We start from the raw sequence: 15277 nt of genomic DNA, 5'->3' as shown, positions 1-15277 counted from the left end.
TGCTGTTATTGGACACGTTTTCTCGCCTTGATGAATGCCTTTTCTGTATTGACTCCACCAGCGGTCAAAAGTGCTAACTTAGCACAAACGCTGTGTACTATTGGTGGCGCTGCCCAAGCGCTAACTATTGCGAATATCGCAAAGCAACATCAAGGTGTTACCCTTGTTGTCACAGCCGATACTCCAAGTGCTATTGCGCTGGAAACAGAGTTAAGCTATTTGCTTAGCGAAACGGCTATGTCGATATGGTTATTCCCTGACCGAGAAACCCTGCCCTATGACAGCTTCTCGCCTCATCAAGATCTGGTCTCTCAACGTCTTGAAGCACTGTCTAGGATCCCACAAGCACAACAAAGTGTGGTTATCGTTCCTATCAGTACCTTAATGGTAAAACTACCGCCTCAATCATTTTTAAGTGGCAATGTACTGATTTTAGAAAAGGGTGATAACTATCAACTGCACGACGTTAGAGAGCAGTTGATAAATACTGGCTATCACAGTGTTGAGCAAGTCTATGAGCACGGGGAGTTTGCAGTACGCGGTTCGATTATTGATATTTTCCCGATGGGCTCAAATCAGCCGTTTCGCATTGAATTATTCGATGATGAAGTGGAGTCGATTCGCCATTTTGATCCAGAAACCCAGCGCTCTAGTCAGGAAATAGCATCAATTAGATTATTGCCCGCCAAAGAGTTCCCCACTGATGACTCGGCAATTGAAGGTTTCAGGCAACGTTATCGCCGCCGCTTTGAGGTATTAGTCAAAGAGCCGGGCTCTATCTACCAGATGGTCAGTAAAAAGACCATGCCTGCGGGAATTGAGAACTATCTGCCGCTATTTTTTGATGACACAGCCAACCTGTTTGATTATCTACCGGCAAAAACGCAGTTAGTTACGCTAGGCGACATTGAAGCTGCCAGCCAGGCTCATCTGCATGAAGTTGAAATCCGCTATGAAGACAGACGTGTTGATCCACTGCGTCCTCTCTTGGCTCCGCAGGAGTTGTACCTATTAACTGAGCAGATCTTTGCCGCTTTCAAAGCCTTGCCTCGATTCCAGTTAAAGACACCGCCCTACTCAGGTACATCAGTTGAGGCCAAAGCTGTTAAATTACCCGATCTGACGGCAAACCATAAACTTAAGCAACCTCTCTCTCTCCTTGAAGAGTATGCCACTTTAGGCGATAGATTATTATTCAGTGCAGAATCTGAAGGTCGCCGTGAAGCACTGGTCGAGCTACTGGGCAAAATAGGCGTTAAACCAAAACTGTTTAGCCACTTTAATGAGTTTGCCGCCAGTAAAACCAAGCATGGGCTAATTGTCTCGCCGCTTTCTCAAGGTTGTATCATTGAGAAAAAAACCGGGGGCAAGTTCAGCCTTATCTGCGAAACCGAGCTGTTTGGCCAACGTATTTCACAGCGGCGCCGCCGCGATAAACAACGTCAAATTAGTAGTGATGCGCTGGTTAAAAACCTAGCTGAGTTAAAGGTCGGCCAACCTATTGTTCACCTTGAGCACGGGGTTGCCCGTTATCAAGGCCTAGAAACATTAGATACTGGCGGACTGGTTGCCGAATACCTGGTGCTTGAATACTCAGGTGGCGACAAGCTATATGTGCCTGTTTCTTCGCTGCACTTGATCAGCCGTTACAGTGTTGGCCCTGATGAAGAGGCGAACCTCAATAAACTCGGCAATGAAACCTGGGCAAAAGCAAAACGCAAAGCGATTGAAAAGATCCGTGATGTTGCCGCAGAGCTGCTCGATGTTTATGCCCGTAGACAAGCGCGACCAGGCGATGCTTGTAAGATAGATCAAGAAGAGTACGCCCAGTTTGCCAGTAGTTTTCCGTTTGAAGAAACGGTCGATCAAGAAACGGCAATTACTGCTGTACTCGATGATATGCGTACCCCAATGGCAATGGACAGACTCGTCTGTGGTGACGTTGGTTTTGGTAAAACAGAGGTCGCTATGCGCGCCGCTTTTGTGGCAGTTAACGACGGCAAACAGGTGGCAATACTCGTCCCGACCACCTTGCTTGCACAGCAGCATTTTGAGAATTTTCAAGACCGCTTTGCCGATTGGCCATTTAAAATCGAGGTGATGTCGCGCTTCAAAACGGCCAAAGAACAAACTCAAGTGATGAAAGAACTCACTGACGGTAAAGTCGATATTGTGATCGGTACTCATAAATTATTGCAATCAGAAGCTAAATTCGAAAACTTAGGCTTACTGGTTATTGATGAAGAGCACCGTTTTGGTGTCCGTCAAAAAGAAAAAATTAAAGCGTTGCGAGCAAATGTTGATATTTTAACCCTCACCGCCACACCTATCCCGCGTACATTAAACATGGCCATGTCGGGGATGCGCGACCTGTCGATTATCGCCACGCCACCGGCTAAACGATTAGCCGTGAAAACCTTTGTACGTGAATATGACGACGCCACGATTAGGGAGGCACTGCTACGTGAAATATTACGTGGTGGCCAAGTTTACTTCTTACACAATAGTGTTGAAACCATAGAGAAACGTGCAGCTGAGATTAGTGAATTGCTACCCGAAGCGCGTGTGGTGACAGCCCACGGACAGATGCGTGAGCGAGAACTTGAACGTGTCATGTCTGATTTTTATCATCAGCGCTTTAATGTACTGGTCTGTACCACCATCATTGAAACCGGTATTGATGTGCCATCGGCCAATACCATCGTTATTGAGCGAGCTGACAAATTTGGCTTAGCGCAATTGCACCAATTGCGAGGCCGTGTCGGTCGCTCTCATCACCAAGCCTATGCTTATTTGATGACGCCTCATCCAAAGCGCATGACTAAAGATGCCCGTAAACGACTAGAAGCCATTGGCGCTTTAGAAGATCTCGGTGCAGGCTTTATGCTGGCAACCCAAGATTTAGAGATTCGAGGTGCTGGTGAACTGCTGGGCGATGAGCAAAGTGGTCATATTTCCAAGATTGGGTTTACCCTTTATATGGAGATGCTTGAAGATGCCGTTAAATTGCTTAAAGAGGGCAAAGAGCCTTCACTTGATCAAATGATGCGACAGCAAAGTGAAATTGATTTGCGGATCCCAGCCCTACTGCCTGAAGATTATGTGAGCGATGTGAATATGCGCTTGTCACTGTATAAACGTATCGCCAACTGTAAAACAGAAAAAGCAGTCGATGAATTAAAAGTCGAGCTAATCGATCGTTTCGGCATGTTGCCCGAACCGACCAAAAACCTCATGGAGCTGACGCTCTATAAGCATCTGGCCACAAAACTGGGGCTAAGAAAGATCGAGATGCATGCAAAAGGTGGTAGCATAGAATTTGGCGACGATAACAAGGTCGATCCAGGTTTTATTATTGGTTTATTACAGAACCAACCACAAGTATATCGAATGGATGGTCCGAATAAGCTAAAGTTTGCTATGCCATCTGAATCGGCCAAAGACAGGCTTGCACTCATTAAACTGTTAATTGAACAGTTGTCTCAACATCGCATTGGAGAATAAACGTGTTTAGACTTTCTACACATAAATTGATGCTTGCACTTGCAGCAAGTCTACTTTCGAGCCTGTCAACCACAGCTATCGCCCAAGAAGAGCGTTGGTTTGAGGTTGAAATCTATCTGTATGAGCATAATTCTCCTACGGTTGAGCAATGGTCAGATAAAGCCGTTAAGCCTCGTCAACGTAAAACCGTCGACTTTATCACTCCATTGGTAAGTACTGATCTAACAGCCGTTAATATGGGCCTCAACGGTTGCACCTCTTCAGATTGGGCAACCGATACTCTTAACTGTAATGAACAGCTTAACTCAAACAACCAAGTTAAAAGCTTAACTGATATACCTATGGTCATTGCAGCAGCGGAACCTGCAACTGCACATTTGGGAGACGGCGCGGTATTGCTGGCTGAGAGTCAAAGCCAGTTTAAAGAGATCATTGCAACGTTAAAGCGAGAAAAAGGCAATAAGAGCCTAATGCATATGACATGGCAACAATCGATGTTGCCAAGAAATAGAGCCATTCCAATCAAACTATACACTGGCCATGACTTCTCAAATGAGTACGAGCAAAATGGCCAACCTTTGCAAAACAGCGATGTTAGCGACGATCTGCCACAGTTTGATTTCATGAGTAGTGGTTTTTTGGCTGAGCCGCAAAAGCCGGTGTGGAAGTTAGATGGAACCTTGAATATCTATCTTGAGCATTACCTGTTTATTGAAACTGCATTTTTCCTGCGTGAAGAAGGAGAAAAAACCGTAACGTTAATGCATCGTGATAACCCTGCCTCAACAGGTATAGACTCAAAACCAGAGGTAGAGTCGGTCACCAGTCCATTTTTATACTCGATCCCGATGAAGCAAAACAGGCGTGTTAGAAGTGATGAAGTACACTATTTTGACCACCCTAAAATGGGAATGATCATTCAGATAAGAAAAATGGAACATCCTACAGCCAAGGGCACAGAAGAAGAGAATGACTCTATTAGCAACGTCAACGCAGAAGGCTCACTTTTAAACGAATAACTTAAGCTAGAGCTGTACAATTGAAAAGTCGAGGTAGATATCGTCTGCCTCGTCATCTTCAACATAAACATTATCAACACTTGCCATCGGCGCGCCGGTTTCACACCAACTAATCAATTTGTCTACCGCTGGATAGCTCCCCTGAGCAAGCACTTGTACCGAGCCATCAGTCAGGTTACTCACATAACCTGTTAGACCTAGCGCCGTTGCTTGCGCCAGCGTACTTTGACGAAATGAGACACCTTGAACCTTTCCAGTGATTTTAATAATGACACGCTTCATAGTTAGCACCTACACAAGTATTTCGATCTTTGAATCGTTTATTTTCGCGATAAGCAAGTCTATTACTACGCCTACTTTTAACAACTTAGCGCATACTAGCCAAATGAGCAAAGTGTTTGATGCAATAAAAAGCCCACTGAAGATGACTATCTTTAGCGGGCTAGAAACTGACGACAAAATTTGATTTAAGCAGACTTAAAGGCCTTAATCCTATTTAGCTGAGTCGCTAACGAACTAAATTTATGACTCTGCTCTTCATCCCACACAACACTGTAGTAATCTTGCAAACAGTCAGCCACTTCAACATTGTTATTAACTTCATCGTTTCGCGCCAAAATACATAAGGCTTTATCACGATTAAGACCACGGAAGTCTTTCACGCATTTATTAGCGATATCTGAGTACTCTTCTGGACGGTCAATCTTATCGCCCATATTATGCTGAGGCGTTAAATTAGGGTTAATCAACACAGACTTAATATTGTTTAAGAAACCAATCCTCTCAGCCCAAAATGCCCCTAAACCAACACCAATAATGATAGGTGATTGATCATCAGAAGCAGCAATATGCTTGCTCACTTCATTAAGCAAATACTGCATATCGTTTTTAGGGTGCTGGGTACTGTAGCTCACCAAGCGTACGTCTTGGTCAATAAACTGCAATTGTCGCATTTTGTCGTGGTTACCAGGACTAGTTGCATCAAACCCATGTAAATACAGGATCATATTTGGCTCCATTGCTTATGCGAGTGTACTAATGATAGTTAACCTACCAAGCTAAGTAGGATAATTCGTTGCGCTAAATCAATTTTCTAAAATTTGAGCCGCTATCACTTTAGCTCTTTCCCAGCGCTCACTATTTTGTAGCGCATTAGCCACCACCGCAAAATCAGGTTTTAGCAGATTGGCCGTGACTTGTTGTTCAGCTATTGGCCAATTAACGCCATGCAGTACTTCAGTGGCACCGAAACTGTCGTTACATACCAAAACCATGTTACAGCCGGCATCGATAGCCGCTTGTGCTCGCTCACAATAACCGCCAGCAACAGTCGCACCTTTCATTCCGAGATCATCTGAAAAAATCACCCCGTTAAAACCTAATTCTTTACGCAGAACATCTTGCAGCCAATAGGATGAAAAGCCTGCAGGATTAGCGTCTACATTGGGGTAGATAACATGTGCAGGCATGATCCCTTGTAATCTATCTTTAGCGATAAGCTGCTTGAAAGGTTGCATATCATTAGCAAATATCTGTTCTTTGCTTCGTAAATCAGCGGGCTTGGCAATATGGGAATCAGCCTCTACACTGCCATGCCCAGGAAAATGTTTACCTACACTGGCCATGCCAGCTTGTTGCATGCCTTTTATAAATGCTGTCGCTAGCTGTTCGACTTCAGCTTTATCACAACTAAAGCTGCGTTTGCCAATCACTTGGCTAATGCCATTAAGATCAAGTACTGGTGCAAAGCTCAAATCAATATCAACAGCTAACAACTCTATTGCCATTAAAAAACCAAGCTCAGTAGCCCAAGACTTAGCTAAAGTCAGATCTCCTAGCGCTGCTGGTAATATATCTCCCATCGCAGGCAAAACAGTAAACTCATCTCTAAAACGCTGCACTCGACCGCCCTCTTGGTCAACGGCAATTAAGATGTCAGCACGAACGGCTCTAATTGACTGAACAAGCTGTATAAGTTGGTTGCGGTTAGCGTAATTTCGGCTAAACAAGATAAGCCCACCAATCATTGGGTGAGACAATTGCTCTCGCTCTGCATCGCTCAAAATTGTCGATTCAACATCTAACATCAAATAACTCATATAACCTCAAAATAATTATCGTTAGTAATATATATAAAGAATAGCGGGGCTAAAAAAACTGCTTAAAAGATAAAAGTAACATTAAGTCATTATTTAATAATGAAAATAACAAATCAGCCAAACCATAACCCGAAAACTAAAACCCGAATAATAAAATTAGTTTATCTAATGCTTTTATCGTCAGTGCAAAAAATCTAATGCTAGATATAACGCTAAAGTATGGGATACTTTTTACACCAATCAATACAAGCGACTAAGATTAGCATTAAGCTTAAGTTTTTTACGCCGAATAATCGACATAAACATCGATCAACTCAATTCGCATGCAGCATATAGTCTAAGTCAAATTGGTTAAAACAATAACAACTAAAGCAATAACAACGAGAGTAAAAAGGTTTTAGCATGATTAGTGTATTCGACATGTTCAAGATAGGCATTGGCCCATCAAGTTCACACACTGTAGGCCCGATGAAAGCGGGTAACATATTTATTGAAGATCTGACTAAGCAAGGTCTTTATGACGCAACAGATGAGATGCGTTCTGAGCTTTTCGGCTCGTTAGGGCAGACAGGTAAAGGCCACGGTACAGGCAAAGCCGTGATCCTCGGCTTGATGGGAGAAGCACCTGATACCGTCGATACAGATAAGATTGATGCCATTCTAGAAAACGTTAGCAATGATGAAAAACTAATACTGAATAATGGTCGTGAGGTATTGTTTTCTCGTGCGAATGGGATTACTTACCATAGACGTAAAAGTCTGCCAGCTCACGCCAATGCAATGACCCTTTATGCTTATGCTGAAGGAAAGTGCATTTATGAGCGCACCTACTACTCTGTCGGTGGCGGTTTTATCTTAGATGAAGATGAAATTAAAGCGCAGGATGCCTCCCCTGCAGCGCCTATCAAGTCAGCCCCTTATGATTTTGATTCTGCTCAGCAGCTACTTGAGTTGTGTACTGAGCATGGTTTTAGTATCTCATCGCTAATGATGGCCAATGAACTAAGCATTGCAGACACAGATGCTATACAGCAGCAGTTGTGGGAAATTTGGCAGACCATGAAAACCTGTGTAGAACGCGGTTACCAAAAAGAGGGAATTTTACCTGGTGGTCTAAAATTACGCCGCCGCGCGCCGTCACTTTATCGCCGCCTCAAAGCCGAAGGTAAGAGTGTTGTCGATCCGTTGACTGCAATGGACTGGGTAGATCTATTTGCACTGTCCGTTAATGAGCAAAATGCTGCTGGTGACCGTGTTGTTACCGCACCGACTAACGGTGCTGCAGGCATTATTCCCGCGGTATTAAGCTATTACGACATGTTTGTGCAAGAGGTCGACATGGATGTGTGTTGCCGTTATCTATTAACTGCTGCTGCCATTGGTATTTTGTATAAGAAGAACGCCTCGATTTCTGGCGCTGAAGTAGGATGCCAAGGCGAAGTGGGCGTTGCTTGTTCGATGGCTGCCGCAGCGCTGACTGAAATCATGGGTGGTACGGTTGAGCATGTAGAGAATGCTGCCGAGATCGGTATGGAGCATAATTTAGGCTTAACCTGTGACCCTGTAGGCGGCCTAGTGCAAGTCCCATGCATTGAACGGAATGCTATGGGGGCCGTTAAAGCGATTAACGCCTCACGTATGGCTATGCGCGGCGACGGTAACCATAAAGTGTCTTTAGATAAAGTCATCAAGACCATGATGGATACCGGTAAAGATATGCGTAGTAAATATAAGGAAACTGCAAAAGGCGGTTTGGCTGTGAATATCGTTGAGTGTTAAACACTCTATAGTTTTCCATAAAAAAACCTCGCATTAGCGAGGTTTTTATTGTCAGTTAATAACGACTACCTAACCGGCAACTGAATATCTTCAAACATCGCTTCAATTTGCTGGGCATCTCTTAACGCAACAGCCTTTTCCACAACAGTACGGGTCAGGTGCGGTGCAAAATTTTCGATGAAATCGTACATGTAAGTTCTTAAGAAATTACCCTTTCTGAAACCAATTTTTGTAGTGCTATGTGCAAACAAATGGCTGGCATCGATTGCAACTAAATCTTTGTCCATATGCTCATCGATAGCCATGGAAGCGATAACACCGACACCTAGACCAAGTCTGACGTAGGTTTTCAGCACGTCGGCACTTGTTGCACTAAATACTACTCTTGGCTCTAATCCTGCGCGGTTAAATGATTTTTCAATCTCTGAGGCGCGATCAAAACCAAATACATAAGTAACTAATGGAAATCGACCAAGATCTTCAATACTGATATGGCTTCGTGAGGCCAGTGGATGGTCACGAGTCACCACAATAGAGCGGTTCCAGTGGTAACACGGCAGCATAATTAAGTCGTTATAAAGGTGCATAGCCTCCGTTGCAATAGCAAAGTCAGCATCGCCACGAGCAGCTAACTCACTAATTTGCGATGGTGTCCCCTGATGCATATGCAAATTAACTTTAGGATACCGGTCAATAAAGCCTTGAATAATATGCGGCAATGCATAACGTGCTTGCGTATCAGTCGTTGCGATATTGAGTTCACCCTGATCGGGCTTAGTGTACTCTTCAGCCACTTTTTTAATACTTTCTACTTTGCCCAAAATGTCATTTGCAATACTAATCACTTGCAGGCCAGCAGGAGTGACATGGGTAAGATGTTTACCGCTACGTCCAAAAATCTGAATACCGAGTTCATCTTCAAGCATACGCACTTGTTTACTAATACCCGGTTGAGAAGTATAGAGGTTCTCTGCGGTCGCAGAAACGTTGAGGTTATGGTTAACCACCTCTGCAATATATCTAAGTTGCTGCAACTTCATCTTTAGTCCTTCTCTTTGGTAGGCTTACAGATCTTTGAATAGATAAGCAATGACACATTTAAGTATAATTATTCGTTATAGTACAACGAAATAATTTAATCAAATGGAATATAGCACAATTGTCAAACTCTGCGAACTGATAATCATCAAACCATGATGAAGATTACTATCCTAGAATGTTGATTTATAGTAGCATTAAAAGCATTAAAAAATATCTGGACCCTTTATGATAATCGTTTCCGTCTTTGTTTTGATCGGTGTATTGCTACTCCTTATTATCGGCATTAGCATCATTCAACAACAAAAAGCCCGTGTGGAAGCTGAAAGGCGCACAGAGCTGGCTCGACAAAGAGCGATCATTGATGAAACCGAGGGCGTGCTTTCAAATACGGGGCTTATCCCCTGCTCCAGTAACATCGTATTAATTTTGTATAAGAGAATTGAAGAAGCGCTCGTTATTGCCGCCTCTTTGTCTCCAGCGCAAAAGAATGACTACGAACGTCGCTTATTTGATTTACGCGCGCAAATAGAAGCATTGAATAATGCGCCTAAGTCAGCGCCTGCCATTGAGATGTTCAGACTGCCAGACAATGACAGACAAGTTCTCACCTTAGTTCAGACACTTAAAAAGATGAAAGCGATACTAAGAGCTGAGCACAATAAAGGCAGAGTTGAACCCAGCAATTTTGCCCAAGAAGAGCTCCGTATCGATAGCCTACAACTGCGAATTAACGTGGACTCTATGCTTGCAAGAGGTAGAGCTGCTTGCTTTATGAAGCAGTATGGCTCAGCAAAACAGATGGTGACAAAAGCTTTATCAACCTTGCACACCATAAAAGCTCAAACACCAAATGACCCTTTCATTGCCAAAAAAGTTGATGAAGCTAAAACCATGCTTGATGAAATCATGGGCGCACAGAAAATGGCTCAACCCCAAGTCGCAGCGGCTAAAGAAGATGAAGACGATATTGATGTGCTATTTCAGCCTAAGCGAAAGTGGTAAAATGATCGCCCTACCTATCTAGGCACTAGTGCTATTAGAGAGCAAGGCAAGATTACAGATTTAAAACGCCCCGACATGTTCGGGGCTTTTTATTGCCGTCAAAAACTACTCGCAATTAATATAAAATTCTTATCGCCAGCGAAAGTTTAAAGAGCCATAGGCAAGATAAGCAGTGATTATGCCAACTCAATGTACTTAAAAAGAACCACTGACTCTCCTTAATGATTTTGCGACTAGCCACCCAGAAAAATATCTTAACAGCGGATATATTCGACCTGTTCTTGACCTCAAACACCTAACAGTAGACATTAAAAAGCCCCGATATACTCGAGGCCTTTTACGCTTATAAACCTTACCGATTACTCAGCTTTAGGTTTTGCTTTCGCCTTTGGCTTAGCTTTTGGTTTGGCTTTAGCTTTCGGTTTTGCCTTCGCTTTAGCTTCAGCAACCCACTTACCGTCAATAAACTTGGCGGTCCAGCCTGTCGCTTTACCATCGACATCCGTCGCGACATATTGCTCTTTGGTCTTACGACTAAAACGCACAGACGCTAAGTTACCATCATCATCTGCAACAGGTGCATCAGCAAGGTAAGCATACTTAGGCCACAACAAGTCACGATACTTCACTAACTCTTCGACCAATGGACCACGTGTTTCACGTGATTTAGGGAAAGTGCTAGCTGCAAGGAAGATCCCTGCTGCGCCATCTCTTAACACAAAGTAAGCATCAGACTTGGTACACTTAAGATCTGGTAGGTGTATTGGATCTTCTTTTGGTGGTGCCGCTTCACCGCTTTTAAGCAGTTTACGGGTATTCTTACATTCAGAATTTGTACAACCAAAATACTTTCCAAAACGGCCATTTTTAAGTTCCATATCGTTTTGACAACGATCGCACTCAATAATCGGCCCTTCATAACCTTTGATCTTAAACTGACCCGCTTCGACTTCAAAGCCTTCACAGGTCGGGTTATTACCACAGATGTGTAGCTTACGGGTTTCATCAATAAGATAGCTATCCATTGCTGTGCCACATATGCCACAACGATGTTTCGCTCTTAACGCTTCAGTTTCTGCATCTTCACCACTTTCACTTACCGCTTCTTCGCCTGGCGTTAAGTTCAACGTTGTCTTACAACGCTCTTTAGGCGGCAGCGCATACCCTGAACAACCTAAGAATACCCCTGTACTTCCGGTGCGGATCCCCATAGGGCGTCCACAGGTAGGGCATTTAATGTCAGTGATAACCATCTCATTCGGGCGCATTCCGCCCTCTTCAGGTGGCAACTCCGCGTTCTCTAACTGCTTAGTGAAGTCTTTGTAGAAACCATTGAGTACTTTTTTCCAGTCAAGCTTACCTTGAGCAACATCATCCAATGTTTGCTCCATGCTTGCGGTAAAGTCATAGCTCATTAAATCCTGGAAACTACCGACTAATCTGTCGCTGACAATTTCGCCCATTTTCTCAGCATAGAATCGGCGGTTATCAACTTTAACGTAACCTCTATCTTGAATGGTTGAAATAATGGTTGCGTATGTAGACGGGCGACCAATACCACGTTTTTCAAGCTCTTTTACTAAAGAAGCTTCGCTATAACGTGCGGGTGGCTTCGTGAAGTGCTGCTTAGGCATAAGCTCTTGCAGCGTTACCGTGTCACCTTTAGCTACGACTGGTAGCGTATTGTCTTCTTCGTTCTTTTTCTTAATTGCGGTTTGTACTCGCGTCCAACCATCGAAGCGCAATGTTCTGCCACTGGCTTTTAACTCATAATCGCCTGCAGCAACGGTCAAACGTGTCGCGTCATATTTAGCAGGTGTCATCTGACAGGATACAAACTGGCGCCAAATAAGTTCATACAAACGCTGAGCATCACGCTCCATATCACTTAAAGAAGCGGCGGTGACTTTTACATTTGAAGGACGAATTGCTTCATGCGCTTCTTGCGCGCCCTCTTTGCTCCCATAACGGATAGGAGATTCTGGCAGGTACTTATCACCATATTCTTTGCCAATCATTTCACGCACATTATCGAGCGCTTCTTGGCTTAAGTTGGTTGAATCGGTACGCATATAGGTAATGTGACCCGCTTCATATAAGCGCTGTGCCATCATCATGGTTTTCTTAACACCAAAGCCTAAACGCGTACTCGCTGCCTGTTGCAACGTAGAAGTAATATACGGTGCTGACGGCTTACTTGATGTCGCTCGGTCTTCACGGCCTGCAACAACAAAACTAGATTGTGACAACGCGCTAACTGCAGTGTCAGCTTCAGTCTGGTTTACTGGGTTAAATGCCTTGCCCTGAAATTTGGCAACTTGCATTTTAAGTCGTTCATCAGACAAGGTATTGAGTTCAGCATGAACATCCCAAAACTCTTCAGGTACGAACGCCTTGATCTCACCTTCACGCTCAACCACCAGGCGCACAGCAACAGATTGCACACGTCCGGCAGACAAACCACGGGCAACTTTCTTCCATAACAGCGGTGATGCCATAAAGCCAACGACACGGTCTAAGAATCGACGCGCTTGCTGCGCATTGACCATATTTGTGTCGAGCACTGATGGCTGACTAAATGCATCCTGAATGGCTGATTTAGTTATTTCGTTAAACACTACGCGTTGATAGCGAGATTCATCTCCACCAATAACCTGTTGCAGATGCCAAGCGATCGCCTCCCCCTCTCTATCCAAATCGGTTGCGAGATAGATGTGGTCAGCTGACTCAGCAAGTGTTTGTAACTCTTTTACAACTTTCTCTTTGCCAGGAAGCGTTTGGTATTTCGCTTTCCAGCCTTTTTCCGGGTCAACTCCCATGCGGGCAACTAAAGCTTGCTTCGCTTTTAGACTCTTATACTCAGCCTTCTCCTCTGGAGACATCTTCTTGACTTCAGCAGGTGTTTTGCTCACCACCTTTGCGTCAGGACTCGACGATGTAGGCAGATCACGGATGTGACCTACACTCGACTTAACGATGAAATCTTTGCCTAGATATTTGTTAATAGTCTTGGCTTTGGCCGGTGATTCGACGATTACTAGCGATTTACCCATATATTTATTTGCGCCAACAAGTTTCAAAAATCTGAAAATTGGCTCCATATATAGAGGGTTGTGTAAAGACTTTCAAGCTAATCCCTCTTTTATTTGTACTGGAGTACCATTTTTTAACCGTTTTTGAAATAAATGTGAAAAAAATTAGTGCTTATTTAAAAACTAATATTTCATTATTAGTCATCAAGCAAGTATTAGTTGTGCATTTTGATGCAAATACACTGTTTTTAGAAAAAAACCCTACCTTGTTTAGCCTTTGAGCTTAAGTATACTGAGCTCAATAATTACAACTCAGGAATGGAAATAGCACCTGAGCTACCCTAAAGGATAAAGAATGAAGCATTTTGAAGCCAATTTCGACGGACTAGTAGGCCCGACACATAATTACGCGGGTTTATCATTCGGAAACGTTGCCTCTTTAAACAACGCTGCCGCGACATCTAGCCCTAAAGATGCTGCCAAACAAGGGATCAAAAAAGCCAAAGCTCTTGCAGACTTAGGTTTAGTACAAGGTATGTTTGCTCCTCAAGAGCGTCCAGACCTTCATACGCTGCGTAGAATCGGTTTTACCGGCTCTGATGCTGAAGTCTTAAATAAAGCCGCTAAAGAAGCTCCTGCGTTGTTACGTGCATGCTGCAGTGCTTCAAGTATGTGGACAGCTAATGCCGCAACAGTATCACCTAGTGCCGATACTCACGATGGTAAATTGCATTTTACCCCTGCAAACTTAGTTGACAAACTGCATCGCAGTATTGAGCCTGTCACTACTGGAAATATTCTGCAAGCTACGTTTAACGATAGCCGCTATTTCAAACACCACCAACATTTACCAGAACATACTAGTTTTGGTGATGAAGGTGCAGCCAACCATACCCGCCTTTGCAGTGAGTATGGCCATGCAGGCATTGAGCTATTTGTTTATGGCCAAGAAGCGACGAATCCATCAGCTCCTAAACCACAAAAATTCCCTGCCCGCCAAACTCTTGAAGCCTCACAGGCCATCGCTCGTCTGCACCAGCTAGATGATGACAACACTGTGTACATGCAGCAAAATCCAGATGTCATCGATCAAGGTGTATTCCATAACGATGTGATTGCTGTCGGTAACCAAAATGTACTGTTCTACCATGAGCAAGCATTTTTAAATACCCAAGCAAAACTTGAAGAGATAAAACAAAAGTTTGGTGAATCACCACTGCATTTCGTTGAAGTGCCAACCGCAAAAGTAGCGATTCAGGATGCGGTAAAGAGCTACCTGTTCAATACTCAAGTGGTAACATTGCCTTCAGGTGAAATGGCGATTATCGCGCCAACCAACTGTCAAGAAAACCCTGCAGTTCATGCTTATTTAAATGAACTAGTGACTTTAGGCTCACCTATCAAACAAGTGCACTACTTTGATGTGAAGCAAAGTATGCAAAATGGCGGTGGCCCAGCATGTTTGCGTTTACGTGTAGCAATGAATCAAGATGAAGTGGCTGCTGTAAACCCAAATACCATGATGAACGATGCGCTATTTGCACGCCTCAATCAGTGGGTTGATAAGCATTATCGTGACCGTTTAAGTGTCGCGGATCTTGCAGACCCTCAATTGGTAATAGAATCACGTACCGCCCTTGATGAGCTAACGCAAATCATGAAGCTTGGCAGTGTTTATCAGTTCCAGAGATAAAAAAATTCAAGCCTAACAGCCGATAACCATCATATTATCCTAAATAAAAAAGCGGTTCCCTTAGGAACCGCTTTTCATTTACAACGTAAAGTAACTTAGCAAATCAAT

The 15277-nt window shown here is 43.7% G+C and carries 10 protein-coding genes; 5 read left to right on the top strand and 5 right to left on the bottom strand.

The genetic code is table 11. The annotated features are described in order from the left end of the window. Nucleotides 1-30: 30 nt before the first annotated feature. Both mfd and L2730_RS14715 read left to right on the top strand, forming a co-directional pair. Entirely contained in the window at nucleotides 31-3504 is a 3474-nt protein-coding gene (mfd, locus tag L2730_RS14720; RefSeq protein ID WP_248975346.1) for a transcription-repair coupling factor, read from the top strand. Nucleotides 3505-3506: 2 nt separating this feature from the next. Beyond that, nucleotides 3507-4523 (top strand): peptidoglycan binding protein CsiV, encoded by a 1017-nt coding sequence (locus tag L2730_RS14715; RefSeq protein WP_248975284.1) that lies wholly within the window; start codon nucleotides 3507-3509, stop codon nucleotides 4521-4523. Nucleotides 4524-4529: 6 nt separating this feature from the next. Here the strand turns inward: L2730_RS14715 and L2730_RS14710 are convergent, their stop codons facing one another. From L2730_RS14710 to nagZ, 3 genes are all read right to left on the bottom strand, one after another. Next, complete coding sequence (locus tag L2730_RS14710) at nucleotides 4530-4805, bottom strand: acylphosphatase (RefSeq protein WP_220736273.1); 276 nt, start codon at nucleotides 4803-4805, stop codon at nucleotides 4530-4532. A gap of 185 nt (nucleotides 4806-4990) precedes the next feature. Then, entirely contained in the window at nucleotides 4991-5530 is a 540-nt protein-coding gene (ycfP, locus tag L2730_RS14705; RefSeq protein ID WP_248975283.1) for an alpha/beta hydrolase YcfP, read from the bottom strand. Between the two features lie 78 nt (nucleotides 5531-5608). After that, nucleotides 5609-6622, bottom strand: a complete 1014-nt coding sequence (gene nagZ / locus L2730_RS14700; RefSeq protein ID WP_248975282.1) for a beta-N-acetylhexosaminidase — start codon at nucleotides 6620-6622, stop codon at nucleotides 5609-5611. Between the two features lie 402 nt (nucleotides 6623-7024). Here nagZ and L2730_RS14695 point away from each other — a divergent pair, with 402 nt between their 5' ends. Beyond that, a complete protein-coding gene (locus L2730_RS14695; RefSeq protein WP_248975281.1) occupies nucleotides 7025-8401 on the top strand; it encodes an L-serine ammonia-lyase in 1377 nt (458 codons plus the stop codon). Nucleotides 8402-8466: 65 nt separating this feature from the next. Here L2730_RS14695 and cysB read toward each other — a convergent pair whose 3' ends face one another. Then, nucleotides 8467-9441, bottom strand: coding sequence for an HTH-type transcriptional regulator CysB (gene cysB, locus L2730_RS14690; protein ID WP_020911894.1), 975 nt, complete (start codon nucleotides 9439-9441; stop codon nucleotides 8467-8469). Nucleotides 9442-9667: 226 nt separating this feature from the next. Between cysB and L2730_RS14685 the strand changes: the two genes are divergently transcribed. Then, nucleotides 9668-10444, top strand: a complete 777-nt coding sequence (locus L2730_RS14685) for a hypothetical protein (protein ID WP_248975280.1) — start codon at nucleotides 9668-9670, stop codon at nucleotides 10442-10444. 359 nt (nucleotides 10445-10803) lie between these two features. Here the strand turns inward: L2730_RS14685 and topA are convergent, their stop codons facing one another. Further along, a complete protein-coding gene (topA, locus tag L2730_RS14680) occupies nucleotides 10804-13497 on the bottom strand; it encodes a type I DNA topoisomerase (protein WP_248975279.1) in 2694 nt (897 codons plus the stop codon). Between the two features lie 334 nt (nucleotides 13498-13831). Here topA and astB point away from each other — a divergent pair, with 334 nt between their 5' ends. Next, nucleotides 13832-15169, top strand: a complete 1338-nt coding sequence (gene astB, locus L2730_RS14675) for an N-succinylarginine dihydrolase (protein ID WP_248975278.1) — start codon at nucleotides 13832-13834, stop codon at nucleotides 15167-15169. Nucleotides 15170-15277: the final 108 nt, after the last annotated feature.

Source organism: Shewanella kaireitica (genome assembly GCF_023284045.1).
Classification (GTDB): Bacteria; Pseudomonadota; Gammaproteobacteria; order Enterobacterales; family Shewanellaceae; genus Shewanella; species Shewanella kaireitica.
The sequence above is the reverse complement of the archived record's forward strand: the minus strand, read 5'-3'. Positions and strand labels throughout refer to the sequence as shown.

Bases quoted from the DNA above. Each gene is read 5' to 3' on its own strand.
- mfd (WP_248975346.1), top strand. From the start codon at position 31: ATGAATGCCTTTTCTGTATTGACTCCACCAGCGGTCAAAAGTGCTAAC.
- L2730_RS14710 (WP_220736273.1), bottom strand. From the start codon at position 4,805: ATGAAGCGTGTCATTATTAAAATCACTGGAAAGGTTCAAGGTGTCTCA.
- ycfP (WP_248975283.1), bottom strand. From the start codon at position 5,530: ATGATCCTGTATTTACATGGGTTTGATGCAACTAGTCCTGGTAACCAC.
- nagZ (WP_248975282.1), bottom strand. From the start codon at position 6,622: ATGAGTTATTTGATGTTAGATGTTGAATCGACAATTTTGAGCGATGCA.
- L2730_RS14695 (WP_248975281.1), top strand. From the start codon at position 7,025: ATGATTAGTGTATTCGACATGTTCAAGATAGGCATTGGCCCATCAAGT.
- cysB (WP_020911894.1), bottom strand. From the start codon at position 9,441: ATGAAGTTGCAGCAACTTAGATATATTGCAGAGGTGGTTAACCATAAC.
- L2730_RS14685 (WP_248975280.1), top strand. From the start codon at position 9,668: ATGATAATCGTTTCCGTCTTTGTTTTGATCGGTGTATTGCTACTCCTT.
- topA (WP_248975279.1), bottom strand. From the start codon at position 13,497: ATGGGTAAATCGCTAGTAATCGTCGAATCACCGGCCAAAGCCAAGACT.
- astB (WP_248975278.1), top strand. From the start codon at position 13,832: ATGAAGCATTTTGAAGCCAATTTCGACGGACTAGTAGGCCCGACACAT.